General features: G+C 55.8%; 25 protein-coding genes and 4 pseudogenes. 15 read left to right on the forward strand and 14 right to left on the reverse strand.

Going from position 1 to position 26873, the window contains the following annotated elements; all coding sequences use genetic code 11:
• The 8 genes and pseudogenes from QCE79_RS27505 to QCE79_RS27540 form a co-directional block, all read left to right on the forward strand.
• Nucleotides 1-1043, forward strand: a pseudogene (locus QCE79_RS27505) (hypothetical protein); the annotation flags it as partial.
• A gap of 4 nt (nt 1044-1047) precedes the next feature.
• Complete coding sequence (locus QCE79_RS27510; protein ID WP_309849281.1) at nt 1048-2028, forward strand: pentapeptide repeat-containing protein; 981 nt, start codon at nt 1048-1050, stop codon at nt 2026-2028.
• 36 nt (nt 2029-2064) lie between these two features.
• On the forward strand, nt 2065-2265 hold the full coding sequence (locus tag QCE79_RS27515) for a hypothetical protein (RefSeq protein ID WP_309849283.1): 201 nt from the start codon (nt 2065-2067) through the stop codon (nt 2263-2265).
• Between the two features lie 71 nt (nt 2266-2336).
• Nucleotides 2337-2834, forward strand: coding sequence for a lysozyme (locus QCE79_RS27520; RefSeq protein ID WP_309849285.1), 498 nt, complete (start codon nt 2337-2339; stop codon nt 2832-2834).
• Nucleotides 2831-3442: a lysis system i-spanin subunit Rz gene (locus QCE79_RS27525; RefSeq protein WP_309849289.1), complete on the forward strand. Its 612-nt coding sequence runs from the start codon at nt 2831-2833 to the stop codon at nt 3440-3442. The genes QCE79_RS27520 and QCE79_RS27525 overlap by 4 nt, the downstream gene beginning before the upstream one ends.
• Before the next feature lie 416 nt (nt 3443-3858).
• Nucleotides 3859-5007: a hypothetical protein gene (locus QCE79_RS27530; RefSeq protein ID WP_309849291.1), complete on the forward strand. Its 1149-nt coding sequence runs from the start codon at nt 3859-3861 to the stop codon at nt 5005-5007.
• Nucleotides 5008-5073: 66 nt separating this feature from the next.
• A complete protein-coding gene (locus QCE79_RS27535) occupies nt 5074-9060 on the forward strand; it encodes a hypothetical protein (RefSeq protein WP_309849293.1) in 3987 nt (1328 codons plus the stop codon).
• Nucleotides 9044-10129, forward strand: a complete 1086-nt coding sequence (locus tag QCE79_RS27540) for an RHS repeat-associated core domain-containing protein (RefSeq protein ID WP_309850617.1) — start codon at nt 9044-9046, stop codon at nt 10127-10129. The genes QCE79_RS27535 and QCE79_RS27540 overlap by 17 nt, the downstream gene beginning before the upstream one ends.
• Nucleotides 10130-10562: 433 nt before the next feature.
• On the opposite strand, the pseudogene tnpC reads toward QCE79_RS27540, so the two are convergent.
• The 3 genes and pseudogenes from tnpC to tnpA all read right to left on the reverse strand — a co-directional run.
• Nucleotides 10563-11974 (reverse strand): annotated as a pseudogene (gene tnpC / locus QCE79_RS27545) (IS66 family transposase); the annotation flags it as partial.
• Between the two features lie 51 nt (nt 11975-12025).
• Nucleotides 12026-12373 carry an IS66 family insertion sequence element accessory protein TnpB gene (tnpB, locus tag QCE79_RS27550; RefSeq protein ID WP_309849296.1) on the reverse strand — a complete coding sequence of 116 codons (348 nt, stop codon included), beginning with the start codon at nt 12371-12373 and terminating at the stop codon, nt 12026-12028.
• Nucleotides 12370-12765: an IS66-like element accessory protein TnpA gene (gene tnpA / locus QCE79_RS27555; RefSeq protein ID WP_404989424.1), complete on the reverse strand. Its 396-nt coding sequence runs from the start codon at nt 12763-12765 to the stop codon at nt 12370-12372. The genes tnpB and tnpA overlap by 4 nt, the downstream gene beginning before the upstream one ends.
• Nucleotides 12766-13046: 281 nt before the next feature.
• Here tnpA and QCE79_RS39375 point away from each other — a divergent pair, with 281 nt between their 5' ends.
• The 4 genes and pseudogenes from QCE79_RS39375 to QCE79_RS27565 all read left to right on the forward strand — a co-directional run bounded on the left by QCE79_RS39375 (nt 13047) and on the right by QCE79_RS27565 (nt 15270).
• A complete protein-coding gene (locus QCE79_RS39375) occupies nt 13047-13334 on the forward strand; it encodes a pentapeptide repeat-containing protein (RefSeq protein ID WP_404989442.1) in 288 nt (95 codons plus the stop codon).
• Nucleotides 13310-13891 (forward strand): lysis system i-spanin subunit Rz, encoded by a 582-nt coding sequence (locus QCE79_RS27560; protein WP_309849298.1) that lies wholly within the window; start codon nt 13310-13312, stop codon nt 13889-13891. The genes QCE79_RS39375 and QCE79_RS27560 overlap by 25 nt, the downstream gene beginning before the upstream one ends.
• 266 nt (nt 13892-14157) lie before the next feature.
• Nucleotides 14158-14385: pseudogene (locus QCE79_RS39380) on the forward strand (RHS repeat-associated core domain-containing protein); the annotation flags it as partial.
• A gap of 30 nt (nt 14386-14415) precedes the next feature.
• Complete coding sequence (locus tag QCE79_RS27565; protein WP_309849300.1) at nt 14416-15270, forward strand: hypothetical protein; 855 nt, start codon at nt 14416-14418, stop codon at nt 15268-15270.
• On the opposite strand, the gene QCE79_RS27570 is transcribed toward QCE79_RS27565, so the two are convergent.
• From QCE79_RS27570 to QCE79_RS27600, 7 genes and pseudogenes are all read right to left on the reverse strand, one after another.
• Nucleotides 15172-15630 (reverse strand): transposase, encoded by a 459-nt coding sequence (locus QCE79_RS27570; protein ID WP_309850619.1) that lies wholly within the window; start codon nt 15628-15630, stop codon nt 15172-15174. The genes QCE79_RS27565 and QCE79_RS27570 overlap by 99 nt on opposite strands.
• A 242-nt stretch (nt 15631-15872) precedes the next feature.
• Nucleotides 15873-16101: pseudogene (locus QCE79_RS39385) on the reverse strand (transposase); the annotation flags it as partial.
• Nucleotides 16102-16635: 534 nt separating this feature from the next.
• Entirely contained in the window at nt 16636-17922 is a 1287-nt protein-coding gene (locus QCE79_RS27580; protein ID WP_309849302.1) for an MATE family efflux transporter, read from the reverse strand.
• A gap of 83 nt (nt 17923-18005) precedes the next feature.
• Nucleotides 18006-18827: an aspartate/glutamate racemase family protein gene (locus QCE79_RS27585; RefSeq protein WP_309849304.1), complete on the reverse strand. Its 822-nt coding sequence runs from the start codon at nt 18825-18827 to the stop codon at nt 18006-18008.
• A gap of 9 nt (nt 18828-18836) precedes the next feature.
• The gene (locus QCE79_RS27590) at nt 18837-19772 is read right to left on the reverse strand and encodes an ATP-grasp domain-containing protein (RefSeq protein ID WP_309849306.1); all 936 of its coding nucleotides are present in this window, start codon (nt 19770-19772) and stop codon (nt 18837-18839) included.
• A complete protein-coding gene (locus QCE79_RS27595) occupies nt 19769-20386 on the reverse strand; it encodes a hypothetical protein (RefSeq protein WP_309849309.1) in 618 nt (205 codons plus the stop codon). Before QCE79_RS27595 ends, QCE79_RS27590 begins: the two co-directional genes overlap by 4 nt.
• Nucleotides 20387-20394: 8 nt before the next feature.
• Nucleotides 20395-21222: a hypothetical protein gene (locus QCE79_RS27600; protein ID WP_404989425.1), complete on the reverse strand. Its 828-nt coding sequence runs from the start codon at nt 21220-21222 to the stop codon at nt 20395-20397.
• Between the two features lie 191 nt (nt 21223-21413).
• On the opposite strand from QCE79_RS27600, the gene QCE79_RS27605 reads away from it, so the two are divergent.
• Nucleotides 21414-21674, forward strand: a complete 261-nt coding sequence (locus QCE79_RS27605; protein ID WP_309849314.1) for a YfbU family protein — start codon at nt 21414-21416, stop codon at nt 21672-21674.
• 99 nt (nt 21675-21773) lie between these two features.
• Here QCE79_RS27605 and QCE79_RS27610 read toward each other — a convergent pair whose 3' ends face one another.
• From QCE79_RS27610 to QCE79_RS27620, 3 genes are all read right to left on the reverse strand, one after another.
• Nucleotides 21774-22169 (reverse strand): hypothetical protein, encoded by a 396-nt coding sequence (locus tag QCE79_RS27610; protein WP_309849317.1) that lies wholly within the window; start codon nt 22167-22169, stop codon nt 21774-21776.
• Between the two features lie 413 nt (nt 22170-22582).
• Nucleotides 22583-23710 (reverse strand): hypothetical protein, encoded by a 1128-nt coding sequence (locus QCE79_RS27615; protein ID WP_309849319.1) that lies wholly within the window; start codon nt 23708-23710, stop codon nt 22583-22585.
• 76 nt (nt 23711-23786) lie between these two features.
• Nucleotides 23787-23990, reverse strand: a complete 204-nt coding sequence (locus QCE79_RS27620; protein WP_309849321.1) for a hypothetical protein — start codon at nt 23988-23990, stop codon at nt 23787-23789.
• 367 nt (nt 23991-24357) lie between these two features.
• On the opposite strand from QCE79_RS27620, the gene QCE79_RS27625 reads away from it, so the two are divergent.
• Entirely contained in the window at nt 24358-25248 is an 891-nt protein-coding gene (locus QCE79_RS27625) for an NAD(P)H-binding protein (protein WP_250509871.1), read from the forward strand.
• Nucleotides 25249-25703: 455 nt separating this feature from the next.
• Nucleotides 25704-25886, forward strand: coding sequence for a hypothetical protein (locus tag QCE79_RS27630; protein ID WP_250466609.1), 183 nt, complete (start codon nt 25704-25706; stop codon nt 25884-25886).
• A 71-nt stretch (nt 25887-25957) separates the two neighbouring features.
• Here QCE79_RS27630 and QCE79_RS27635 read toward each other — a convergent pair whose 3' ends face one another.
• Complete coding sequence (locus QCE79_RS27635; RefSeq protein ID WP_309849326.1) at nt 25958-26869, reverse strand: sterol desaturase family protein; 912 nt, start codon at nt 26867-26869, stop codon at nt 25958-25960.
• Nucleotides 26870-26873 lie beyond the last annotated feature (4 nt).

The raw sequence follows: 26873 nt of genomic DNA on the forward strand, positions 1-26873 counted from the left end.
TCGGTGTCGGTCTGGATGGAGCGCTTGCGCTTCCAGGACAGGTGATCGAGATTGCCGATCCGTTGCGCTCGCAGCGTTCGATAGGTGGGCGAATTAAGGGTGTGACGGATACAGGCCGTGTGATCCTGGACCGGGAGGTCGAGGCCCTTCCTGGGAGTTACCTTACGTTGATGCTGCCGGATGCGCAGATTCAGCGCGTGGAAATTGAGAGTGCGCACGGCGCGGAGGTTACGCCTTGCAGGCCACTCTTGCAGACGCCGGTTTGTGGTGCCGCATGGACGATTCAGCCGGCAGCCGAGGTACGGCAGTTGTATCGCGTGGTCAGCATATCTGAATCGCATGACGGAACGTCTTTCACGATCACGGCGACGCGGCACGCGCCAGAAAAGTTTGCGCTCGTCGACAATGCGGCGTCGACTGACATGACCGATCAAGCTTACGTGCCGATTGCCGCGCCAAGCGCCCTACGCATTGAAGCACTCGCGGACTACGGTGCCAGAATGTCGGCCAAGATATCGTGGGGCGCGGTGGCCAGCGCCAAGCAGTATTTGATTGAATGGCATGAGCCGGGTCACGAAGTAAAGAAAGAACGGCTTGCAAACACGAAGTGCGAGTGGGTCGTGCACGACTTAAAGCCCGGCAACTACAAAGCGCGCGTTCAGGCCGAGGTGTGGGACGGTCGCTTGTCGGAGGTGGCTGAGGTGGGCCGGACGCTCAATGGATTGGTCTCAATCAAGGACCTGCGCCTGGGACGAGATCGTAGAGCGTTGAGGATCGACTGCGAGCTCGAAGGCGCAACGAACACACTGCAATGGCGCGTTGAGGTTCGCCTAGGTGAGACGGACAAGTTCACTGATGCCAGGGGCAACCTATACGGCGAAACTGGCTCCGCACGGATGCAGATACACGCGCGCCGTTCAGGATATTGCTGGGTCCGGGTGATCTATGCGATCCCCTCTCCATCTGGCGACTTCGATAGCCCTCATTCAAGCGCCTGGTTTCCGAGTGAAGTCGGGCCTGGCATGCGATACGAAATGGATTGACGCGATGAAAGCGAACGGGACCGGGTGGGATCTTTTACCTTGGAATAAAGGTTTCGACTATAAGAATCGCCGAACGGGCAAACTGATCCTCACGCAAACCGACAGTGAATTTCGAGATTCGCTGCGTGAGGCTGTTTCCAAAAAGCGTGATCTCAGCCATATCGACTTGGGTAGAACAACAATATTTAGTGGCGCTCCGCTATCAAATTCGCAGCTGCGCGCAGCGCGCCTGGCCGACGCAAATTTGGTGGGGGCGAATCTGGAACGAGCTACGATTGAGCAAGCCGATATGCGCAGTGCCGATCTAGAGGAGGCAGTGCTCGTTGGCGCGCAATTGAGCGGTACCGTTCTGTGCGGCGCTAATTTGGTCAATGCCAAGATGGCTGGGGCTGTATTGCGTGGCGCGGATTTGATGGGCGCTAACTTGTACGGAGCTGACTTGAAAGGGGCTGATTTGCGCGATTGCAACCTGAGCGGCGCGATGCTTGAGGGCGCGAACCTCGACGGCGCAATTCGCAGCGACACGTCATGGAAGCGTGGCACTGAGATCAAAAACCGTCATACCGGCGCGGTGATTCTAACCACGCAGAGCGACAACCTTGCTGACGATCTCAGTCAAGCCGCGAACAGGAATTTAAGTCACGCAGATCTTGGCGGCGAGCATCGGGGCAGTGCGCCGCTCGTGAATGTGAAGCTCGCGAACGCCTCGCTTTGCGATGTCGACTTCACTGGAGCAAAGCTCACATGCGCGGACCTAAGTCGGGCCGATATGCGGGGTGCGATTCTTGTGCGAGCTGCGCTTGAGGGCGCGAATCTGAGCGGAGCATGTCTGCGCAGCGCGGACCTGTCCGAAGCTGACTTGCGCGGAGCGGACCTAAGCGGCGCGGACCTGGACGGAGCGCGTTTTGAAAAAGCGAAGCTTCGGGGAGCGGACCTAGCAGGCACGAATCTGCGCGGTGCGCACATGGAAGGCGTTGTGCGATAGCGATCAACGTTCACAAATCTCTTAGCGGGATATCCAATGAAAGACGAGTGGGGCGCCAGCGCGGCGAAGGCTGTGCCCGTGGCGGGCGGAAACTTTTGGTTGTGGCTGAGCAGTCACGACATCAACTGGTGGGTCGCGGTGGCGACGCTTGCCTATATTGGCGCGAGTTTCGTGTTCGCCTGGAGAAAAGACCGGCGCGACCAACGCGCGCGCGAACGCGAGTCGGCTCACGCCTGATTTGCCTGAGCATGGATGAAGCCCCGCTTGCCATCGGCAGTCGGGGCTTTGTTGTTTCTGGAGATCATTGAATGGCAAACCTTGGGAAAGCAGCGCTCGCGGGCATAGTTGGCACCGTAGCTGCAACCACGCTGTATTGCATCGTGCCTCGCTTCGAAGGGGTTGTGCATCGCGGTTACCTCGACCCTGTGGGCGTTGCGACGAAATGCAGCGGCGACACGCATGACGTCGTTGTCGGCCAGTCGTACAGTCCGGACGAGTGCTGGGAGTCGTTGAACCGCCAACTTATGACGCACGCCGATGATGTGCTTCGATGCACGCCGGGCCTCAAGGACCATCCTAACCAACTCGCGGCCGCGGTGAGTTTTGCCTACAACATAGGCAGTCGCAACTATTGCGCGAGCGCGACTGCAAAGCGATTCAATGAGCACGATTGGAGGGGCGCTTGCCGGGCGATGAACGAATCGGACGATGGTCGCGCGCAGTGGGTGAGCTCGCGAGGGAAAGTGCTTCCCGGCCTCGTGAAGCGTCGCGCCGAAGAGCGTTCGCTTTGCGAGCGGGACCTGTGAGTCACGCACCGTACCTCATCATATGTGTGGTCGGCGTCGCAGTCGGCGGCGCTGCCGTCCACGTATTTGATCGCAGCCAACTTGCCAAGGAGCAGGCTGCTCACGCGCGCGACAACGAGGCGAACGTACGAAATATCGCGACCCTCTCGGAGCGTGCCGCGAAGGCAGCGAGCGACGCGATCGCGGCTCACAACACGGCAGCCGCCCGTATCGCAGCGCTCGACGAACAGTTCCACCGTGAGAGGATTTCCCATGAAGCTGACAACGCCAAAAATCGCGCCGCTATTGCTGACGGCACTCGTCGGCTGCGCATCGCAATCGCCGACGCGGGCTCCACAGACCACAGCGGTGCCGCAAATCCAAGCTCCGCCGCCGGCGGCATGGGCGATGGAGCCAGTCGCTACGCCGAGCTATCACCGACGGTTGGAGCAGCTCTTTTTGAAATAGTCGACGATGCTGATGGCGACGCCCGAATGAAAGCAACTTACTTGCAGCATTACGTGCTCATGCTGCAGCGGCGAGGTCTGATCACCGGAGGCGAGCCGTCGGGTAACGCGGCCAAGAATTTGATTAGCGAGGCGGGATACTCGGTATTCCTCCGTCAATAATGCGTCGATCCGCCGGGGCGCTGAACGACGGGTCAGGTTCTAGCGAATAACTAACCAATTCAGGTTGTATTTGCGAATGTGGTGTTCGGTCGTTCCGGAGGGACGCTTGCTCGACGACACCGTTCGCGCACAAAATTGAACGTCACGGAAAATGACAACACGGCTTTGCTTTTGAACGACCTACACGACGTTGTTGTCACGTCAGACGAGGCGCAGACATTCGAGATTTCATATGGATCAAACGGCATCAGGCAGCACACGGAATGCAGACAGAAAACTCCCGGCATTCGGCGGGGAGCGGCACGATGCATTTAGCAACGCCTACCACCTGGGTAACGGGTACAGAGCCTACGCAATGAGTCGCAGCGCCACGTGTCCGATCAGGATTGAGTCTACTAACTGAGGAAGGACGCACTATGGAGCAGAACGCAGCCTGGGAACAGGTCACAGCCCTTACCACTCTCAATATCGTGTCGCACGACACGAGTCAGCCTCAAATCTATGCCAACGGCAGGCATCAGGCTGTTGTTGACGTGTTCCTAACTCCCATTAACGTGGATCGGGAGGTCATCGAGATCAGCTCTAAGGAACTGCTCGATCATGTCACGCTGGTGGATTACGAGACCGGCGGGCGACTCGGCGGCTCCTCCAGTGAAGGGTGGGGCTGGTCGGCGAAAAACGGAAATTATCCGGTACTTAATACGCGCGGCGATGTGGGTGTTGCTGAATCGATTGATGCAGACAGAGGCAATTTCGTCAGGTTGTACGTGACATGCTCGAACTCCGCTCAGATGCAGAGTATGGACGTGGCTGTGACGATCACTCTGTCAAACGGCAAACAGGTCTCGACTCGCCGTGGAGAAATGACGGGAGATCGCAATAAAGTACATGTAGCAACGATCCCCCCGGTCGACTATGGCCGACCGGAAATATGGGATATCCAGCAAGGAAGCTTTGACGTCGTAGCAAAAGATATCAACTGCCTCTCATATCAAGCATCGCCAGTCGATCCAACCCCTACATGGGTTGATGACTGGATAGGCGAAAGTCGCTGGAAAAAGATCGCGGTCAAACTTATACAGGCGCCCACCCGCTTCAAGCTATCAGCAACGCCCGATCCGAAGCACCTTTTTGAGAAGATTCATTCGGAGATGTTCCGTAGGGGGGCCAGTTTGCCGCTGCTTGGCAAGGCTCAAGCTTACGCCGGATGTAATCGCGGAGAAGCATTCGACGTGTTGATCTGGTACATCGACCCGGACAGTCCCTTTGGGATCAAACCCAACGCTGACTTGCTGCTGAAGAGATCGAGCCTAGCCAGCACAAACCGCTGGATACATATCGATAAAAATGACCTCTTGCACAAGGCGTCGCCGTCCACGCGTCATAAAGGGGAATTTCACATTTACCTGTGGAATCTGCGCGTCCCAGTTTCCGGGCTCGAGCATTCCGGCTGGAACAACGAGGACGGAGTGAGGAAAGTGTTGGTCAGTGACAATTTTGGAAACCAAAGCATCCTGAAGATGCGGTTCGACTACGACAGTCTGCTTCCAGCGCTTATCGATTGATTGGATAGCCGATAACGCTGTGGAAAGATCTCAGGAATTGATTTTTGGTTGAATTTTCGAGGGCGTATGAGCTCAGGTTTTACAACACAAGCGCAAAATTTTGGTAGCGCCGTGAGTGGTGGAGTAGATCCGCGCACCGGGCTGTTCAATGTACAACTGGTCGTGGGTGAACTCACGGGAAATCACAATCAGGGCCCCTGTTTCAAAGCCACATTAGGGTACTCCCCGCTTCAGCGCCATAACCTCGGATATGGTATCGGATTCTCTCTGGGGTACTCCCATTTTGACTCCGACGGGGGAGTGCTCGTTCTTTCAAACGGCGAGCAGTATCGGGTCGCGGGCAAAGAAGATCCCGTCATCCTGCAAAAACACACAGACCACTTTCGGTTTGATTGTGTGGTTCTTGGGGGTAAGCGTTTCTACCGCATTCGCTGGAAGGACGGGTCCGTAGAAATCCTAGCGGGTCCTGATGTAGGCGACGTGCTCAAGATGCCCCTTCATACGTTCACGCCAGCTGGTCACGGGTTGACTTGGACATGGAGCTCGGTCGAGGTTAATCAGTCCCCTCGGCTAGAGGCAATCACCGATGACACGGGCGCGAGCTTAATGGAGGTGGCATACAAGAACAATGTTTCCTCGACATTGACGTTATGGCCGCGCACGCCTGATCAGTTCGAAGTCGTTCTCTCGTTCACCAACAATTATTTGACGGAGATCCTACGAGCTGATTTGCGTACGATACTGGGCTATGACGCAGTCGGCTCGTCTGCCGACAGTGAAACGATGAGTTACCTGAATCGCATTGAGCACTCAACGGGTTTGGTTGAAGAGGTGACCTATCTTAGCGAGGCGATGCATTTCCCGCAGGGAGCTCAGTTGACGGCGCTCCCTGCGGTCGTAAAACACACTCTAATGCCGGGGGCAGGGCAGCCTGACATCAACCGGGAGTTTGCATATTCAGAAAATAACTATCTCGCCGGCGGGTCCGGCGGCGATTGGTCATCCGAACTTGACGCGCTGTACGGCGTGGCCTCCGAGTATGAATACTGGAGCCAGGAAAAATTAATGGTTGACGGAGAGGAGCACACCGCCACCACCCGAACTTACAATCATTTCCATCTGCAAACGCGGGAAGAAATTCGTAGCGGACATTGTGTCACCCTCCATGATACGAAATATAACGTGCGGCTTGGTCAGCCACTGGAGCAACAGCCAAAAACTTTCCTGCTTCCAATGCAGCAAATCGTTACTTGGAGAGACGAGTCGAATCCTCTCGAAGAGCAAAGCCGTTCAGAGACGATCACCTCGACGTTCGATGACGCGGGAAATCCGCTCACACATGTCCGGCCCGATGGCACTAGGACGGAATATACGTATTATCCCGCTGGAGGTGAGAAGGATCAGAATGGAGAAGAGCTTTGCCCTGGGGAACCCAATGGTTTCGTGCGCCTGCTCAAGAGCGTGACGGTGCATGCACCGGTCGTGATGGCAAACGCCGGCAAACTTCCCTTGAGTGTACCGGTTACCCAAACTCGGTATACCTATTGCTCGCATCGCACGCGTAAGGGCGCTCCTTTGACCTCAGTCGTGTTGCAGTCGAGCGAGCAGCATCTTGTCGACGGCCAACTAATTCGGAAGATTGAGCGCGAGTATGTCGACGACCCGAGTAAGGACGAACACTGTCGACTAAAAAACGAGGCGGTCGCCCTCTATCATTACAGCGCTGAAGGCCAGCATGTGTACGAAACTCGGCGGACATTTGATTTTGCAGTGCGGCCACATGATCAGCATGTATTGGCGCAAACCGTAACCTCAGTTGCACACGATGGTTTGCAGATTTGCGAAAAACGCATTCAGTCACTTCAAAGCGGCAGGCTTCTCGAAAAGGAAGATCACCAAGGGCTGCGAACGACCTATGTGTACGATGCGCTCGGCCGGCTGGTGTGCGAAACCCGAAACGCGGGCACTACTTATGAGCTCGTCACGCGATATGCCCACGAGAAGACCGATGAGGGTTTATTTACTACACACGAGGATGCGCTTGGCAACAAGACGAAATCGAGATTTGACGGACTGGGTCGCGTCGTTCAATCGTGGCAATGGGATATTGATGGTCCGTCGAGGCGGTGGGTGGAAATTGGTAAGTGCGGCTATGACGCCGCTGGTCGGCTTGCGATGCGAGAGGCGTACGACTGGACCGTGCATGATGCAGACCGTCCGGGCATCAACCTAACAGAACGGTTTGCGTACGATCAGTGGGGACAAGCTGAAACTGTAAAAACGGGCGATGGATTGAGGCACGTACGTCAGTATGATCCTGTTACCCGCACGCAAACAGTCTATGTGCAAGGTACAGATGGTACGCAAACTGCGATCCATGAGACCGTGTACGACGTGCATGGTCGACCTCGACAGGAGTGCCTATATCTCGTTGACGGCGCGGCGCGGACGTTATACAGCGAACGCCAGCACATGCACGATGCTTGGGGGAGGCTGCGACAGGATGTCGACGAACTCGGCCAAATGACGCTCTATGAATACGACGCACACAGTCGCGTGAGTCGGATTAAGCTCGCCGACGGAACCGTGGTATTTAAAAATTACGGATCGTTTTCGGAGCAGACGCTCGTTCGAGAAATCGGCGTAGAAATCGGGGAGCCGCCAGATGTTCGACGTATCACCTTGGGTGAGCAAACATTTGACGGCCTGGGTAGAGTGACGCACAGTCAATGCGGCCCTCGCTCGTGGTTCTATGAGTATATGAATCCAGGAGCCGCGACTCCTTCGAAGGTCACGGCACCCGATGGGGTGACGCTAGAGTACACGTATATTCCGGAACTCGATAACGCAGTTTCTCGTGTTCGCGCAAAACGCGAGCGGTGGCATATTCTCAGCCCTGGCATTGAACAAAATTTCAAGCACGATCGACGAAGCGGCGCGGTCACTGAAGCTCAGGCGACGCCAAATCCAGTCCTAACCCGTCTGGAATATCACCCGTCCGGCCGTCTTAAAGGCGAAGCGCAAACCGGTGTCGATGGGCGGACGCGTTCCACCGTGCACGACTTTTCGTCGGGCGGCAAACTCATGCATTGGACGGACGTCGCAGGCGCGCAGCAAAAGTACGATTACGACGAGCACGGCCGTCTGATCACAATTGCGGATCCGGCGGTACGAGTTAACCTAAGTTACGACGTCTTCGGGCGCATAGAGAGATGGGTCGCCACAGACCTATCGTCAACCCAATGCCATACGCTCACAACGATCTTGAGGTTGGACGCGCTTGGCCGTGAGATTGAGCGAACGATTAGCAGCAGTCGGGGACAGACATGGGCGATCGCTCAGACGTGGAAAGCCAATCATCAAGTGCGCACGCGCACATGGAGTATTGGCGGGCAGACTCGACGAAAGGACGCTTATGAATATGACGCGCGTAACCGGCTTGTGACCTATACCTGTTCCGGAGCCGACGTACCCATGAACGAATTCGGTAAGAGGGTCACACGGCAGACGTTCGCGTTTGATGCGCTCGACAACATCACGCAGTGCGTCAGTGAGTTCGAAGGTGGCGCTAATATCGCGACCTTTGACTATGACAAGAAGGATCCGTGTCTGCTTGTAGGCGTCGCCAACACGCATGATGGGTGGCCTCGGCGGCTCCGCTTTGAATATGACGATGCTGGACGAATGCTCCTCAACGAGTGCGGTCAAGAGCTCTCATACGACGAGCTTGGACGACTTGTGTCGACGGAATCGGGCGAACAAAAAAGCGAATACGGTTACGATGCGTGGGATCGGTTGGTCTCACAAAAGACGGGCGACGAAACCGAAATGCTCTACTACCGGGCAGAGAAACTTGTAAATCGGATTCCAGACGCCGCCGCAGAGCAGCAGCGACTTGTGCGCCTGGGTTCGGTCACTTTGGCTCAGGTTAGCGAAGGCGCGCAGCAGACGACGTGGCTCACTGGTACTAGCGATGGCCATGAAGTCGTTGCTGCGTTTAATGGAACTGAACATGTGGAGTATGTATATGGCCCGTATGGTGAAAAGAAGTGAGGCGCCGGGCCTCCCGGGTTATGGCGGAGAACGTCGAGACGCCGTGAGCGGCGCTTACCATCTTGGTAACGGGTACAGAGCCTACAGTCCCAGCTTGATGCGCTTCACATGTCCAGATAGTTTGAGCCCTTTTCAAGCGGGTGGCATTAATCCGTACGCATATTGCGCGGGCGACCCCATTAACAGGCTGGACCCTTCCGGGCATCTCAGTTGGCAGGCGTGGATGGGTATCGGTTTGGGGGTAGTGGGACTAGGGCTCGCGGCATTCACCGCAGGCACTTCCATCGCTGCTGCAGGCGGCGTCATAGCCGCAATCGAAAGCGCTTCCGCCGTGGGACTGGCTGTTGGAACGGCGGGAGTGTTTGCAGACCTTACGGCAATCGCGAGCGGCGCTTTTGAGGATAGCCATCCGAAAGCGTCAGCCGTCCTAGGTTGGTTGTCGTTGGGAGCCGGGGTGTTTGGATTTCTAGGTTCATCGGCAATCGCGATACGGAGGCGGGCTGGCTATGGCCGAGTTCGAGCAATGTCAATAGAATTGCATGACTTAAGTTCTGTTCCTGGTTGCTTCGTGGAACATGGCACGGCGTCCATAATTCCATCTTTTAGTCCGTTTGTTTATGTCGATCTCTGCCGGCGGATGCATCGGCTGAATGTTGTTGCGCAGAGCCGTATTGTAAAAGGGAAGGTCTGGCTACAAGCGTCTGGGACGAGGTTTGTGAATCCAAGAGGCCTAGCTGAAGCATTGAGGAGCTCGAAAGATTTCGAGGTACCAGAGTTTGCGCGCTTTCGACTGGTAGCGGGGTACACTGCTTTGCACGGGAGTGCTTCTTTTGCGGCTCGGCTGGCACGAGATATCCAAAGGCCAGTAGAAGGTTATGAAGGCACTGTGCGTCTAAGCCGCCCCTTAAGCCAAGGTAAGTTCAGGGATATAATGGAAGCCTTCTGGAATCGTTCAGAGGGCATAGAGGAACTAGAGCCTTTCAGATTTATAGGGGAGGCCGAAGAGGGTCACGAAATTCTCGATGTTTGCTGTTCTAGTTACGCGGAAGCGAAAACATTCTACCCATAAACACGGCGCGGTATTCCTTACCTTCGCCGCTGAAAGAGTTGGATCACGACTGCAGACGGCGGGAAGCCAGCATGTGGCGACTCCAGCGTCGCACCAAGCGTAGGGCTAACCTGCGTATTTCGGCGGACGTGATCACGTATTCCGACGGATCGTGATCATAGATTCCGAATGATCGTGATCACCCGTTTCAGTTCATCGTGATCGCCGATCACAGGTTTCCGAAATGCGTGATCGCAATGCCGGAATGAGCGATCACGGGACCGAAACGGGTAATCACGTAACCGGAATGTAATCCGGGTTTAAGTCTAGCGGTGGGTAATAGTCCGATCGACACCGTGTTGACAATGCAGCGGCTTTAATCAGCATCCACGGACTAGCAAAAACTATTGACCCTCAGGTCAGTGATAGTGAGGGCTCCGATTGGTGGGCATCCACCGAAGTGCAGGAAGTCTTTTCTACCGAGAGCGACGGCACGTAAAGCGCGTTCGGCTGCGTTGTTGTCAATTTCCACAGCACCGTCATCGATGTACAGCGTGAGCGCTGCCCACTGATTCAAAGCGTAGTTGATGGCTTTGGCGGTGTCGCCTTTCTGCGAAACCGTCGCCAACGTCGAGCGCAGCCAGATCTCGAAGGCATCGAGTAACGGCCGCGCCTGCTCCTGCCTGACACGTCTTCGTTCGTCCGGTGGCTTACCTCGAACTGCGGCCTCAATTGCGTACAGTTCGCCGATCCGGCGCAACGCTTCAGTGTTGACTTCGTTTTTGCGCGCGACGAACAAATCGTGGAATTTGCGACGTGCATGCGCCATGCACGCAGCCTCCCGCACATCACCGCTTTCGTAGATCGCGTTGTACCCCGCGAACGCATCGGCCTGCAACGTTCCCCTGAAGTCCTTCAGATGGGCCTGCGGATATTCTCCAGCCCTTGTAGGACTGTATGCAAACCAGACTGCTGGCGCGTCCTTGGAGCCCGCTGGCCGGTCGTCCCGAACGTATGTCCAGAGACGTGCGGTATGGGTCTTGCCATTGCCGGGCTCGAGCACCGGTACCGGGGTGTCATCCGCGTGGATCTTCGAGGCGCCATCACGTATCGGCGAACGACATCTACTAGTGGCCGGAGCAACGCACTGCACTGGCCGACCCAGTCCGCGAGTGTCGAACGGCTGAGCTGCACGCCGTCGCGCGCGTAAATCACTGACTGTCGATACAAGGGGAGGTGGTCACAGAATTTAGCGACCAAGACATGCGCGAGCAACCCCGGACCCGGCATGCCGCGATCGATTGGCCGGCTGGGCGCAGCCGCCTGCACGATGCAGTCGCAACAGGTACAGGCCTTCTTGAGTCGGCGGTGACGAATCACTCGCCAATGCCCCGGCACATAGTCGAGTTGCTCGGAGACGTCCTCGCCGAGGTCGCCAAGCGCACCGCCGCATTGCGGACAGCACGCGTCCTCGGGCTGATGTATAACGTCTTCGCGCTGAAGATGTTGCGGAAGCGGCTTGCGTCCCGTCGACTTGCCGGTCTCAGAGCGAGGCCTTGTTGGTGCGTCGACCGTTGCCGCGCCATCGTCGGCCTGCAAATCTTCGAGACGCAATTCGAGTTGCTCGATCTGACGATCAATCTTCTCCGACTTGCGCCCGAACTGCAGGCGCTGCAGCTTCGCAATCCACAGCTTCAGGTGCTCGATCTCGAGCGCCCGGTCGGAGAGTGTCTTCCGGAGCATCGTTACAGTGTCGCGCAGATCCGTAAGCTCGCCTTCGTGCTCACGTAACGCCGCCTCGCGCTCGATCAGGAGCGCCTTCAAAGCCTCGATATCGTCCGGAAGGATAGCGTCGCTGGATGCCATGCACGCAGTTTACGCGCGTGCATTGCCCCATGCGTGCGTTGTCACATACGTTTACAAAGCGCTGGAGGGTCGCGCTGCATCGACGGGCTGTCGCCAGTCGAAACCTTCAAGTAGGAGGCCAAGTTGAGCGCTGGTCAGCGAAACAACACCGCCGTCAGCACGAGGCCACGCAAAGCGCCCGTGCTCCAGGCGTTTGGCGAAAAGGCATAGGCCGCCGTCGCGCCAGTACAAGCATTTGATGAGGTCGCCACGTTTGCCCCTGAACACGAAGATGTGACCAGAGAATGGATCCTTCGCCAGCACAGTCTGCACCTTCGCGGCCAGGCCGTCGAAGCCGCAGCGCATATCCGTAAATCCGGCGGCAACCCAGATGCGCGTGTTTGTCAGCGGACCAATCATCGGCTAAGGCACTGGATCACAACGCGCAGCGCGTCGGGATCGACGCTCCCTTCCACGTGTACCTCGCCTCGTGGCAACTGGATCCGGATCGTGCCGAGCGCCTGTGTCAAAGGCGTAGAAGCGGCCTGTTCGGCCGCGCCGCTGTCGCTGGCCTCATTCAAAGTGATCGGCAGCAAGGCGCATTCGCGATCGTTCACACCAAGGCGTCCCTCCAGATACTGCTTGCGCCAGTCAAACAGCTGATTCGCGTTCACTTCGTGACGGCGTGCAATCTCCGCCACCGAACGTTTACCGGATAACGTCTCTTCGACGATCCGGCGTTTCTCGTCCACGGTACGCCGGTGATATTTCCGGGCGCCTTTAACTTCGGTGAATTCAGTCACTGTGTCCATGATTCCCTTATGGACACAGTCACATCTGTGCCCCGGGAAAGCATGGCTTCGCCTTCATCAGCCGTCTATACGGTCAGGGTCGGACGGTTACAGCGGTGCGTTGCGCATGTATTCACCGGCGGCGTTAACCTGCTCCCTTTCTTGCGGGGGAAGCGCTGATGCCGACACCTCGGATGAGCATGCGCAACTTGAAGGAAGTCCTGCGACTCAAGTGGGCGTGTGGCCTGAATGCGGTCGCAAGCGCGCGCGACCTCAGTCACATTGGGCTAGAGCCGGACAGGTTGAATAGTGGCGCGCCGCTCGCGCGGGCGCGGCTGCCGAAAGCGCTACTCGCCGATGCCAATCTAACGGGCGCGATCCTTGAGCAGGTTAATCTTGAGAAGGCGGACTTGCGATGCGCATGTCTGGATGAGTCGAATCTCCAAGATGCGCAGCTTAGCGGTGTGCGCTTGTCTGGCGCGAGTCTAGTTAAGGCAAAGATGGCTGGGGCTGTCTTGAGCGGTGCGGATCTGACCGGTGCCAACTTGTATGGAGCGGACTACTCGTGTCCTCAACTTTCGGCGGCATAACTCTCCTTTTGGTCTTTGGCGTCGCAATCGGTGCGACGGCAATGCATGCATTCGACGGTCCTCAACTCGTTCTCGAGCAGGCTGCGCATGCACGCGATAACGAAGCGAATGCGCAAAAGCTTAGCGCGCTATCTGATGCTACGGAAAAGGCCGCAAGCGGGGCGATCGCCTCGCATAACGCAGCGGCCGCGCAAATCGCAAAGCTCGACAAACGATTCTTTAAGGAGGTTGCATCTCATGAAGCTGATAACGCGAAAAGTCGCGCTGCTATTGCTGACGGCTCTCGTCGGTTGCGCATCGCAACCGCCAATGCCTCCGCAAACCATAGCGGTGCCGCAAATCCAAGCCCCGCCACCGGCCGCGTGGGCGATGGAGCCCGTCGCTACGCCGAGCTACCACCAGAGATTGGAAGAGATCTTTTTGCAATAGTTGACGATGCTGATGGCAACGCCCGAATGAAGGCAACTTACTTGCAGCACTACGTGCTCATGCTGCAACGGCGAGGTCTGATCACCGGAGGCGAGCCGTCTAGTAACGCGGCCAAAGAATTTGATTAGCGAGGCGGGATATTCGGTATTCCTCCGTCAATAATGCGTCGATCCGCCGGGGCGCTGAACGACGGGTCAGGTTCTAGCGAATAACTAACCAATTCAGGTTGTATTGGCGAATTCGGTGTTCGGTCGTTCCGGAGGGACGCTTGCTCGACGACACTGTTCGCGCACAAAATTGCACGTCACGGAAAAGGACAACACGGCTTTGCTTTTGAACGACCTACACGACGTTGTTGTCACGTCAGACGAGGCGCAGACATTCGAGATTTCATATGGATCAAACGGCATCAGGCAGCACACGGAATGCAGACAGAAAACTCCCGGCATTCGGCGGGGAGCGGCACGATGCATTTAGCAACGCCTACCACCTGGGTAACGGGTACAGAGCGTACAGTCCCGCATTAATGCGCTTCCGATGCCCGGATAGCTTGAGCCCGTTTGGAGCGGGCGGCATTAATCCCTACGCATATTGCGCGGGCGACCCCATTAACAGGCTGGATCCCTCCGGGCATCTTAGTTGGCAGGCGTGGATGGGTATCGGCTTGGGCTTCGCGGGATTGGGACTGGCGGGCTTTACAGCAGGCGCATCAATCGCGGCTGCGGGTGGTATCTTGGCCGCGATAGAAAGCGCGTCCGCAGTGTCGCTTGCAGTTGGGACCGCTGGTATTGTTGCAGATGCAGCTGCGATCGCGAGCGGCGCTGTCGAAGATTGCGATCTGAAAGCTTCGGGCGTTTTAGATTGGGTGTCGCTTGCGGCAGCCGGGATCGGCTTGTTATCCGGTGGCATCAGAGCTGCAAAATTGAGTGGTCCGAAGACCCGGTACCGCAACGCGTCAATCACTTGGGGCGGTCCCATGCGACTAAAAGGAGTCGGCCCTTCAAGTTATATCTTTGAAGATACATACAAGGGGGAGGCCCGACTCAATGTTATTGGTCACTCGCGTATTGTCGCCGACACCCTCTATTTAGATGTGACCCACGAATATGCCGCATCACCTCTCGGGTTAGCAAATTTCCTATATGAGCGTTTTTCTCTGAACCGCTTTAGCACGGTACGTCTTATTACTTGCCACGGAGCAAATGGCGGCGAGCATTCCTTTGCCGCGCAATTCGCGCGAATAATCCGTAAGCCTGTAAAAGCGTATGAGGGTTGTGTCAGTACGACAATCGGTTATCTACCGATGGCTATGGTCAGTTTATTCAAGGGGGATATTGGACTGACCTTGTGGCCCCATTACAACTTAACGAGAAGGATCGCAATTTTCAACAACGCTGAATTCTCTTTCTTAATGAACAAGGCAAATGGGTTCTACCATCCTGTGCGATTTGATAGCGGAGGAAGGGTATGGAATCAGGCGGAGGCCAGCCGATTTCCGATGCCTTAAGCTTGACACCGCGGGCGGCTGTTCCGAAGCAATCAACAACGATGTCAGCGCTTGCAACATCACCGTGTCACCCAGAGAGCGCAGCCGCTTGCAGCTGGCAACGCGCTCAGCTTTCTTCGTATTCAGAAGACGTTCGCGGATGTCCTGCGGCGCGCTCACCAGCAAGCTCCGCAACTGGTTGATGGCCTGAGTCCAGGCCTTGATGGCACTGCGATGAACAACGCAAACGGCTCGCATCGCTTCGGCTGCGCCAGATCGCTCTTTGGGAAGCGCGGTTGCTTTTCCGGCGAAAACCGCATGCGCTGCATTTTCCGCATCGATCGGATCAGACTTCCCCCGTGATCGACGGTAAGCGCGAATTTACGTAAACATAGCGTCTGGGTTGAGAACAAGGCAAGCTGCGTCCACTGATATTCTGTGGACACATCATATAACTCAGCCTCGCTCAGATACGGCGCTTCTTGCGGTGGCCCACGTCGGATGCTCCTGCAAGCGTCGCTACGACGCGCAATCTAAACATAGGCTTATCGAGCCCTGCCATTGAAACACCGTAAGCGCAGATTAACACGCACCACGCGGACCACTTGATGATCTGTGCTCGATCACGTTGACGCGAATGCGTCGTTCGACTTCACGAAGTTGAATAGGAGCAGGTTACGGACATCGTGATCCGCTGCGCGTTGCGGAAGCTTCGTCAGCACGCGTAGCGAAACGCATACACGAAACGTCAGCATCATGCTGCATGTCGCGCTCGAGCAGATTGTTGTCAATGGATAAGCTGCCATCATCGACGTAGCGTTGCAAGTAATGCCACCGATTGCGTGTATAGCTGCCATCACTACATAGACCGCTTTAGTTCTTGACTCGTTGATTTCGTTTCATTGACGTTAGTGCAGTTATACCGGCGCATCGATCATGCGCCGCCGACGCCTTGTGCGTTTTGCGAGTTTTCGCACCCAAACTCGGCATGGGAAAGTCGGGTGATCTGCTCCCCGAGGTTAGGACGCTAAAGATGTCGAGTCCTTTGCATTAACGAGCGGTCATGAAAAAGCGATTCACCGAACAGATTATTGGTGTTCTCTAGGAAGGCGAGGCAGACTTGAAGCACAGCGGAACTGTGCCGCAAGTACGGCCTCTAGGAGGCGACCACTTTAACTGGAATGCGAAATGGGCCTAGACGGTGTTCGACGTAAAGCGCCTAAAGGGGCTGCGACGAAGCAGCAACAAGAACGTGCGATCCCATATCATTCGAAGAACAAACACACCGTCTACGCCTTGTTGTCGCGGGCAGGGGCCGTTCCACCTGCGCGCATGCCAGAACTCTGAGTCCGCCACTCTTGCTTAGGCTTCTGTCCGCACTTGTCGTTATCGACGACAGTCGGTTTGACGTAGCCGTGTGATCGCAAGCCGACAAAGTACAGCCGCCGTCAGCAGCATTCCGATGGCAATCGAGAACCAATAAAGAAAGACCACACTTGATGACGACGGCTGGATGTCAGAGGGGAAAGCGACCAATAGGCTTCCCAAAAAGACACCGCAGAGCCATAGACCGAAAATTTGTATGCAAGTTGGAAGCAGGTTAAATCCATTTGCGCGAAGTATCGACGCCGCGGTCGACTGTAACGAATCGAACAAAAAGACGCATGCCACAATTGGAAGCACTCGATTCCCTATCGCCGAAACAGTGACCACCGACGTATAGGAAGATACGATAACAGGCCGCACGGCTAGGCATAACGCCATCAAAATCAATCCCAGGCCTGCAGATAGAAACAGTGCATGAACGATCCGATCATCTAACATTGCCGCTATTGCGACACGACGTGACCGACTAATGTAGACCGAGGTCACGATAGCGAACGCCGATATGAATGAGTATCCGACGTTCATAACGTTGCTAGCAATCTGATGTGCCGCAAGCGCTACAGCTCCACGATGGCTAATTTCCCCAGAAATGAAAGCAAACGCAGAGAGTTCTGCGAACGCTGAAAGGCCGAATGGGATGCCGCTGCGAAGGAAAAGTGCATAGCTTCGCAAACGGAGTAATTCCTTTATCCATCTTGGTCGATAGCTATGAAACCGCGATCGTCTGTGAAGCAAGACTACACCCAGTAAGCCAATGAGGAGAAAGCTGCCCGCGGTTGATATTCCGCAAGCATCGATCACGGTAAGCCTATCAGGTAGCTTGATCAACTCGCGCAAAATGATGCACTTCGTGACTAAGCCGAGCGCCTGAAGCGCTGTGCCGTATCGAGAGAGAAGCGCTCCATGGCATATCGCAGCAGTAACGCGGAACAACATTGAGGGCAACACGCCGATAGAAAGCCAATTCAAATACATACTTGCGCTAACCTGCAAGTGTAAAGGCGCTCCTCGCCAGATGCTTGCATGGGCAGCCATCTGTAGTATGGCGATATCAAAGGCCCCAATTACGATCGCGATCACAAATGATCGTGCAACGAGTGCGCCCAGGCTATCACTGGTCGCCCGATGCTCTCGTGCAATCAAGAAAGTCGTCCCAGACAACACAGCAGTCGATGTGACCATAATTGGAACATAGAGGGAATTTCCAAGCGTTAAGGCACCTAGATCGAGCGGAGCCACATGTCCAACGACAAGCGAGTCTAGTAATGCATAACTAATCAAAAGCAATTGTCCAAGCCATACGTTTAGGTATAACCATAGCGCTGCTAGCCGCGGTGACGCGCTTATTCTCCGCCTTTGAGCTAATAATCTCATACTTCAGTAATTCGATATCCTCGCGAATGGAATGCCGCTTCCAATCGATGGCGGTCATGGTTTCCGGTCAATATTAGATATGGCGTTGGCTGATCACGCGGCTCTACGCTTGGCAGCGGTGCGAGCAGCTGCAAGAGTTCGTCCGCCACGGCCATAGCGGGATCATAGACCGCCGACGTCTCCAATCTTAGGAGACGACATATTTCATGACGTATGGCCCAGAAATGCGTGCATGCAAGAACCACGGTGTCGATAAGTTGAGCCGCCGAATTGTTCATGAGCGAAGACATTTGATGTGCAATAGCCGATTCACTGATAAATCCAGTAAGCATTTTTTCCTGAGATGATGCGACAAGACCGATCGATGCATGACAGATAACATTGGCGTGCTTCCTATGTTCATGGATGGACTTCCTTATGAAATCTCTTTGCAGCGTCGATGGAGTAGCTATTAGTGCTATGTTCTTGGTATGCGATCTAACCACTGCAGGTCCGAGATCGGGAATCACACCATAGACTGGCACCGGACTCAATTTCCGCATTTCTGATAGACATGCTGTCGCGGCAGTATTACAGGCAATGACTATGAAATCTGCGTTGTACTTAGATTGCAGCGGCAACAACGTTGAAATGCAACGGTCGCGCACTTGGGCTTCAGTAAAGCGGCCGATCGGGAACACCGCATTATCTGCTACAAATATTTTTTTAATTTTTTTTGCACTTATTCCTAAAAGATCGATGACGTTTAGTCCCCCAAGTCCGGAGTCGTAAAAGATGATTGACAGCGGTTGCCCGCAGTTCATGCCGCGTTGACTCATATCTTTTTCTTAAAACTTTGTTTTATTTCTATTTCCGTAGTTAGCGCTCTCGAAAGCCGAGCAGAGCAAACGGTGCATTTGCTCTTGTCGGTTAATTCCGCTCTCTTCGAATAATCGCGGGAAGTTGCTTTCTCGGCCCTGCCCGGGAAGGCAATTAATTTCGCCAACAAGAATGGTATTGTCGGCTGTCACGAAAAAATCTAATCGCAAAGCGCCACTCGCCCCCAGTCGGCGAGTGAGTTCGCGGGCGAGAGCTTGCAACTGCTCACATACTTCAGCGGAAAGGTCGCTGGGCACAATTATTCGGGAGAGATCCTTTGCGGCGTACGTGTGCCAGCGTACCTCAGGCGGGAGCTTTACAATTCCTGGCTGGCTCGCAATGACTTCGGTGGCACCCGCAATGACTGCTACCTCTGCCTCGTGCCCGACGACGGCTTCTTCAATGACAAGCTCCGAATCAAACTCTCTTACGCGCGCGATGACCGATAAAATCTCTGTCGAGTCTTCGACCTTCTCGATACCGAGGGACGCGCCTAGCCGCGCAGGTTTTACAAATAGTGGGTACTTAAGATGTTCAATGCTTTGAGCGCTAAATGATTCGCTTCCGAGTAGACGCGCATACCTGGTTTTCCCGAAACCCCAGACGACAAGAAGATCATTGAGAATCCCTTTATTCGCCGCGATACCTGCCGCGGTAGAGTCGGACCCAATATACGGAATACCGATCGCTTCTAAGAGGCCCTCGATACCGGAGATCAGCGGAAATGCCGCTTGGCATGAGCATAGCTCTGCGAGGCATTGCGGAGCATCGCTTAACGTTGGATGCCAATGGATAATTGTTGTGCTGTGGTCGAGCTGACACAGCGTAGTTTCGATGAGTCGCGCCGAGCTCATGATATCGCTTGCCTCGGGGGTGCCAGAGCCAACGATAATTGCTACTTTCATAAAGGCTTCCTGGAGATGGCCATACCGCGTCCGGCCGAAAATCGGTAAAGGGTTTCGTAATCGAGTTTGACCCAGCTTTGGTAGGGTTCGATACCTGAAGGGTTATGAAAAATACAGGCATCGCGATCAGCGGCCATAACAAGTATCAGATGACCACCGGTACGTTGATTGGGCAGATGCGGCGACCGTATTTCACTGCTCACTGACCATATAACGAAACCGTCCGAAGGTAGAACCGTTGCAATTCGTGATGCGGGCGTGTCGACGACTATTTTGCCGCTTAGACCGAATTGACTGTCGATCATCTGCACGAAGGGTTCGTAGAGCAGGCCTTCCACCGTCCCGTCGCCTCGTTTTCGATATGAACCCGACTCAAGAGCCAGCTCTAACAACTGAAACGTAGTAGGCACATGCACGCGATAGGCAGACAAAATCGATTTAAGACAAGCAATACCGCACAGTCGTCGAGCCCAGAAACGGTAATCGTCCGCGTCAGCAAATCCGGATGCAGACCAGGTAGGATCGAAACATGGGTCCTCTCCTTCAATGATTCTTCTGTTATACAAGGGGTCAGCCCATTGACTAAAATAGCGGACATCATTGAGAGAAACCATGATGATTTCTAAGGCTGATAGGAAAGAGCAGCGCTTGACGTCTCCAGCATTGTGTCTATCAGCTGTGAATATGACATTCCGTAACTCGCTGCCATCGTTGCAAAGTTGCCAGCCTCAGAAAGACCGGGAAGCGTATTAGCTTCAAGGAACCATTCACGCCCCTGCCGATCTACGATGTAGTCGAAGCGAGCAAAGCCGCGACACAGAAGCATCTGGAACAACTTTCGAGAATGATGCTCTAACCTTTTGGCCGTCTCGCGAGGAATCGCCGCCGGGCACTCATGACGTCGTAAGTGTGTAGTGTGCTTCACATCATAGTCGTAGAAAGGTGCGTCGTAATACGTGGCTAATGGTGGCAAGCAGCATAGTTCGCCGTTTATTTCGAGAATACCTACTGTCACATCTGTTCCGCGTATGTACTCAGACACGACACAGGGCTGATCGCGCTGGGTGGTCGCGATCATGGATGCCAATTTAGCAGCGCTTTGCGCGATGCCAGCACCAATGCTCCCACCGCCAGAAGCGGGCTTGATGAAGATGCATGGTTCAAGCTCATCATAAATTTCGCCAGTCGTCTCGGACTTAACGGGGCCCGCTTCTAGAAGTCTCCACCTAGGGTGAGGGATGCCCAGCAGATGCGCCAATCGCAGAGTTGCTGGCTTATACATTGCGGTAGCACTGGCTAAAGACCCCGAACCGAGATAAGGAATACCTAGAATATCAAGCGCACCTTGAAGCTTACCGTCCTCACCGAACCACCCATGGGTGGTAAGGAATGCGACATCGCAGTCGTGGACTTCCGTCAAAAATTTCGGGGATACAAGGTCAAAAACCACTACTTTGTGCCCGAGCGATTCCAGCGCGCGCTTGACATCTCGCCCGGACGCTAATGAGCCTTCTCGTTCGGGGCCTGGGCCTCCAGTTATGAGATTTATAAGCATAGTTTAAATTTTGGGTAGCAACTGGAAATCAGTTTAGCAACCGTTAAGTCTTAGCGTAATCGGACGGATACGAAAGTGCGTTTTGTGTGCGATGTAAGCGTCACCCCGCCGAGAATTTAGCTGTCTTGAAGGAGGTTGTTGACATTCTGGACATTTGGTCGTTTCTGGAGGCGGCCTTTGAGAAGTTGCCGCCGGCAGATAAGGAGAAGGTGGCGAAAGACGGGGTCGTCTACGGTGACACCGTCGAATTTGCCGGGTTTGATAGCAACAACGGGGATCATTACTCGGTTGCCCCGTTCTTGGTCCCCGATCTTGGACGGTTTCAGCAGTTCGCCGGCGTGAGTTGAACTCTCATAGCGAGTCCGTCCCCAGCTACAAAAGAATGCTCCGGGTCTCCCTGCCAATTCGCAAGAATCGCCACATCGGCATAATGACCGCCGATCAGATCATCGAAGTGATGAAGGCGCGGTTCGTTCGCTAGACAGGCATCTGCACTGCCGGAAGTAACCGCGCTTTAGGTTGCGCAGGGTGTCTGGAGTAGCGTGCGCGCCGGGCTCAGGACGTTTCGGCGCGTCGTCGATTGTCCCGATGCGTTCGGTCTCCCGCAGGGCCAGTCGCTCGGCTCTCTGGAAAGGCGAGTGCTTCTCGCGCAGATCGTCGAGGCCGAGGTGCCGCAGCTTCTTATCGTGCTCGGCCAACAGCGCTCGCACTTCGTCGAGCCGAATGCGCGCGTGTTGCACTTCCGGGATCAGGCGGCGTAGGTCTTCGATCTCGGGCGTCCGTCTCAACCACAGTTGCCGAAGCTCGTCGAGGGTGGGCGGGTTCGGCGCCAGCGGCTTCACGACACTTCGGCGCGTTCGATCCAGTCGGGCTGCTCGTACTCGTCGTCGTGTTCGTTGACCGCGCAATTACAATCGCCGCACATCCACCGGTTCGGCATGTCGCCCACCGCCGGCTGGAACTCGTCGCGCTCGAGCCGCCGCGCAGAGCGGGCACCACATCGACGTCTCCGCCAATTCTCGCCAACTTCGAAATACTGTATCGATGTACAGTATAGCGCGGAGCGTCAGCAAGGTCGGTTGTCCCCCAGGCGAGGCTCTCGTACGTTCTCGCTGCCGCACAGTAGCAACTGTGGGTAGCAATGGGGGTAGCCGATTGGTGTCTCCGTGGGATCCTTACCTAGCAACGCATTCAGCCGATAGATAGAGTCGGCTGCCTTCCGCCAATGCCTTTCCTCGCGCCTCTTTGCGTGCCGTTAGCGACGCTCGTACGACAACGTCGCCGGATCGCTGTTTCTGAAGACCGCAAACCACGGATCGACGAGGCCTCCGCCAACCGGAACGACGACGTCGCATTTCTTGGTGCGCGTGTCGCATCGGCGCAATTCGCCTGTCGTCTCCGCTGCGCTCCCAGAGATCGGAATGTACAGCTTTCCCTCGGGACCGAAGATCAGTGCCTGCGCGGATGCTCGCGGTTTATCGAAGTCGGATAGCGGCAAGGAGTCGACGACTTTCCCGCTCCTCACGTCGACCTTGAGGATGCGGTCGACGTTGTTCTTATCCAGCGGATCGGCGCTGCTGGTGGTATCGCGAAAACTCGTGACCCAAAGGTAGCCCTTGTCGTCGAACACCAAGCCTTCTGGCCGATGGAATCCGAACTTCAAGCCCTGACTTTGCACCGATGCATTGGTCGCAATCACCTTGTCCAGTTTATGGGTGTAGGGATTGAAGCGAAGGATGTACGCGAGCAGCGATAAGGGGTCCGTCGGCGCCACCGCCGGACAGCCGCGCGCCGCGACATACAGCATGCCGTCCGGCCCGAACACGACGCCACGCGGATAGAAACCCGCCGAGAATCCGACACGGTCCAGCGTGCGAACGAACGCGCCCGATTCGCTGTATTCCCGCACATCGCCTTCGTCCACCTTCGTGCAGGTTTGCCCGCTCTTGATGACGTTCGCGACGTAGTAATGGTCCGGCTGATAACCGTAATGCCAGTCGCGCGTGCCGCCGCCGAAAACGATGCCTTGCGGCGCATAAGGTACGTTTCGCGATTTTGGATTCACGAGGTACTGCTCGAACATGCCCGTGCGCCCATTCAGCTTGATGACGTCGCCGCTCGCCGTAGGATCGATGCTGAAGTTTTGAATGCTGGCGATCAAGGAGGCGTCGTTGAAGATGATGCCCATGACGCCGTTCAACTCGCCACCGAAGGTAGAAGATGCGAAAACGCGCACGGCTCCGGTACGGAGGTCGACCTGCTTGATGGTGTCATCGTTCGTGTCATTCGGGTCGCCGATATCGCCGACGAAGATGCTCTCGCTTCTGTTGCCGCCTCCTCGCGAGAACGAGTCATCGGCTTGCGCCCAATGCGTCGTGAACATGCCGCCCGCGACGGCCGCACTCAAAAGTAAAGAACGAATAATCTTCGACGCGAATACCGCTTTTGCGTGCCGTGTCTCACTTGAGACCGGGAAAGCTGGTTTCATTGCCGCCTCCATGGATGAGCTTGATGTGTTCCTCGTATGCGCCACGGTCCGATCGCGCATCTGTGTCGCGACATGTGTGTACGGCCGTGGCTTTCATCGACGTCGCGTGCGGCGTCTGGTCTTGCTGAATTGCGCGGACAAAAGGAGAGGCGTGCTCGTGTCCGTCGAGCAGCATGAATTCGTTTGGAGTCTGAAATATACCGAACGGTCGGATGCGCGGTTGCTTTCTGGCGCGCGCTGGGACGCTGGCGATGACCTGACTTAGCATAGTCGGAACGAAGCGGAATGCAAGGCAATGACAAGACGCTCGTCGGATGCGTCCGGTGGGTTTCGGGCACAGCCAATTCAGCGCGAATCTTCGAGCCATGCGGAATTCACAATTCAGACTTGCTTTGACCTCTGTATAGATTTTGGCTAACATCCAATCACTTGGTGTGTTCGTTTCGGGTTTTTGCAGCTCTTGCCCGCGCTTGAAAGTGCATATGCACTTTAGCCGGCCAACCTGGAACGGACGTGCTTAACCACGAAACAGGAGAGGCATCATGGGACAGCAACGAATTTTGGTTACGGCAGCGGCGGGCAAGACGGGCGTGCATACCGTTCAGAACCTCCTCGACAGCGGACATGCAGTCCGCGCGCTCGTGCGAACAGTGGATGCGCGCAGCGAGGCGCTTCGGCAGGCCGGGGCGGAAGTCGTCGTCGGAGACTTGCTCTCGCACGACGACGCCATTCGTGCGACGGATGGCGTCTCTGCCGCGTATCTCTGTTTTCCCGTGCGTCCGGGCTTCATCCAGGCGACCGCGTATTTCGCCGATGCAGCGCGTCGCAATGGACTCGATGTCGTCGTCAACATGTCGCAAATCTCCGCGCGAGAAGATTCGAAGAGCCACGCTGCGCGCGACCATTGGATTGCCGAGAGAGTGCTCGACTGGTCGGGCGTGCCGACGGTGCATATCCGTCCGACGTTTTTCTCCGAGTGGATGGTTTTTCCGTGGGTGCGCGATACGATCGTGCAGGACGGCAAGATTGCGCTGCCATTCGGCAACGGACGTCACGCGCCGATTGCCGCCGAAGATCAGGCGCGCTTCATCGCGACAGTGCTCGCGAACCCCGCAGGTCATATCGGCAAGACGTACGAGCTTTGCGGTCCCATCGAGCTGAGTCAGAAGGAAATTGCCGAGAAGATCGGCGCGGTGCTCGATCGCAAAGTCGTCTACGACCCGATGACGCTCGACGCTTATCGCGAGCATCTGAGCCAATACAAGCTGCCCGAGTTCATGATCCAGCATTTCATCGAAGTGGCGGTGGACTATCAGAACGGCGTATTCGAAGGGCGCGACGAGATCATCGGCCGGGTCACCGGGAAGGCGCCGCAGACCGTCGAGGAGTTTGTGGAAGCCAATCGGGCTGCGTTCGAAAAGCGCGGCATTTAAGGCGCGTGCTCTGTAGCGTTGCCGTGGCGCGTTTAGTGTAAGAGCGCGTCACCGGCCCGCTTCAGCATCACGGACGTGTGCCGTTTGCAGATGTTCTCTGCATTAACGCGTCGCATGCGTTCCGACCCGTAGCGGTCTTTGGGTACGCTGGCTTATTCGCTGCAGAGCGCGTACCGCGTCGTCCGCGCCATGTACGGCCGAATAGCTTGAGTTTTGCAACCGGTCTAAATCGTTACCGGCCGACTGGCAGCGCAACGTATATGCGTCTTGCCAAACGACAGACATATTTAGGACGTTTAATAAAGTATCTTTCGTGCAGCTTGGTTACGATTGGGGTTCCGCTTGCTTTCGAACGACCGAGCCTGGTGGCTCCGGTTGTCGACAGCTTAAGTATCTGGCGACAGCATGTTTGCTGAAAGCGGACTGTCGCCCCACATAACCAGAAAAGGTTTGAAATGATCAAGATCGATCGCATTGCACTGGCACAATCGAATATCGCTGGCGGCGCTGTGAAGCAGGGCACGGGCACCGGCCCGTACTCGCCGAGCACGCCTGCCGCACCGACGCAAACGGGCACTGCCAGTTCCGTCATCATCGTCAACGGTCAGACGGTCATCAGTCAAAGCGTCACGTTCTAACGAACGCTGCGGCTGACAGTCGACAAAGGCGGATCGCACGATCCGCCTTCGTTCAAGTGTGTAACTGCCGTTTAACCTGCCTGCGCGGGTTGTACGCTGTCTTTCTGCCTGCGCTGCAGTTCCTGCGTCGTCTCGCCTTGACCGTTCGGCAACCAACCCGGCGGGCGAAGCACGAAGGACACGGCATCCGAAACGCGCTTTGCACCGGCCATGTCTTTTGCAAGGCTCACCCAGTGCTCCGTCTCCACGACGACCGGGTTATGCGAAGTGGTCGGCGTTGTCAGGCCGTAGCGGCAGGGTTCATCGGCGCGTTCCTCCACGTAAGTGCCGAACAGCCGGTCGAAGATAATCAGCACACCGCCGAAGTTGGCATCCAGGTAAGTGGCATTCGAAGCATGATGAACTCGGTGTGAAGAGGGCGTGTTGAACACGTATTCGAGCCAGCCGAGCTTGGGTATCCACGTAGCGTGCAACCAGAACTGATAGAGCAGATTGATGGACACGACGGCTATCACCACTTCCGGTTTCACGCCGAGCCACGAGAGCGGCGTGAAGAAGATGGCCGAACCCGTGAGCTTGGTGGTCCAGCCGAGCCGATAAGCGGATGACAACGTCAACTGGTTCGGCGAGTGATGAACCGCGTGGCTCGCCCAGAAGAAGCGCACCGTATGCGCGATGCGGTGATACCAGTAGTAGCAGAACTCCTGGCCAATGAAGAGCAGGAAGATCGTCAGCATGTCGTTGGTCGCGACGGTATGAATACGGTGCTCCCACGCGAAATGAAACACAGGCGTTGCTAGCGAAAGCGGCAAAAATGCGAGCAGCTTTCGGCCGATCAGATCGGCGAGCGAGATCCAGAACTCGTGCCAGTCAAACGCGCGGTCGGTGCCTTTGTACTTGCCATGCAGCACGAACGCTTCGGTCATCGATGCAACAAGCACGATGGCCATCATGTACGTCGTGATTTTGCCGATCAATTCCATGATT

The organism is Caballeronia sp. LZ003 (assembly GCF_031451465.1).
Taxonomy (GTDB): Bacteria; Pseudomonadota; Gammaproteobacteria; order Burkholderiales; family Burkholderiaceae; genus Caballeronia.

Bases quoted from the DNA above. Each gene is read 5' to 3' on its own strand.
- QCE79_RS27510 (WP_309849281.1), top strand. From the start codon at position 1,048: ATGAAAGCGAACGGGACCGGGTGGGATCTTTTACCTTGGAATAAAGGT.
- QCE79_RS27515 (WP_309849283.1), top strand. From the start codon at position 2,065: ATGAAAGACGAGTGGGGCGCCAGCGCGGCGAAGGCTGTGCCCGTGGCG.
- QCE79_RS27520 (WP_309849285.1), top strand. From the start codon at position 2,337: ATGGCAAACCTTGGGAAAGCAGCGCTCGCGGGCATAGTTGGCACCGTA.
- QCE79_RS27530 (WP_309849291.1), top strand. From the start codon at position 3,859: ATGGAGCAGAACGCAGCCTGGGAACAGGTCACAGCCCTTACCACTCTC.
- QCE79_RS27535 (WP_309849293.1), top strand. From the start codon at position 5,074: ATGAGCTCAGGTTTTACAACACAAGCGCAAAATTTTGGTAGCGCCGTG.
- QCE79_RS27540 (WP_309850617.1), top strand. From the start codon at position 9,044: ATGGTGAAAAGAAGTGAGGCGCCGGGCCTCCCGGGTTATGGCGGAGAA.
- tnpB (WP_309849296.1), bottom strand. From the start codon at position 12,373: ATGATTGGTCCGCTGACAAACACGCGCATCTGGGTTGCCGCCGGATTT.
- tnpA (WP_404989424.1), bottom strand. From the start codon at position 12,765: ATGGACACAGTGACTGAATTCACCGAAGTTAAAGGCGCCCGGAAATAT.
- QCE79_RS27565 (WP_309849300.1), top strand. From the start codon at position 14,416: ATGGGTATCGGCTTGGGCTTCGCGGGATTGGGACTGGCGGGCTTTACA.
- QCE79_RS27585 (WP_309849304.1), bottom strand. From the start codon at position 18,827: ATGAGTCAACGCGGCATGAACTGCGGGCAACCGCTGTCAATCATCTTT.
- QCE79_RS27590 (WP_309849306.1), bottom strand. From the start codon at position 19,772: ATGAAAGTAGCAATTATCGTTGGCTCTGGCACCCCCGAGGCAAGCGAT.
- QCE79_RS27595 (WP_309849309.1), bottom strand. From the start codon at position 20,386: ATGGTTTCTCTCAATGATGTCCGCTATTTTAGTCAATGGGCTGACCCC.
- QCE79_RS27615 (WP_309849319.1), bottom strand. From the start codon at position 23,710: ATGTTCACGACGCATTGGGCGCAAGCCGATGACTCGTTCTCGCGAGGA.
- QCE79_RS27620 (WP_309849321.1), bottom strand. From the start codon at position 23,990: ATGCTGCTCGACGGACACGAGCACGCCTCTCCTTTTGTCCGCGCAATT.
- QCE79_RS27625 (WP_250509871.1), top strand. From the start codon at position 24,358: ATGGGACAGCAACGAATTTTGGTTACGGCAGCGGCGGGCAAGACGGGC.
- QCE79_RS27630 (WP_250466609.1), top strand. From the start codon at position 25,704: ATGATCAAGATCGATCGCATTGCACTGGCACAATCGAATATCGCTGGC.
- QCE79_RS27635 (WP_309849326.1), bottom strand. From the start codon at position 26,869: ATGGAATTGATCGGCAAAATCACGACGTACATGATGGCCATCGTGCTT.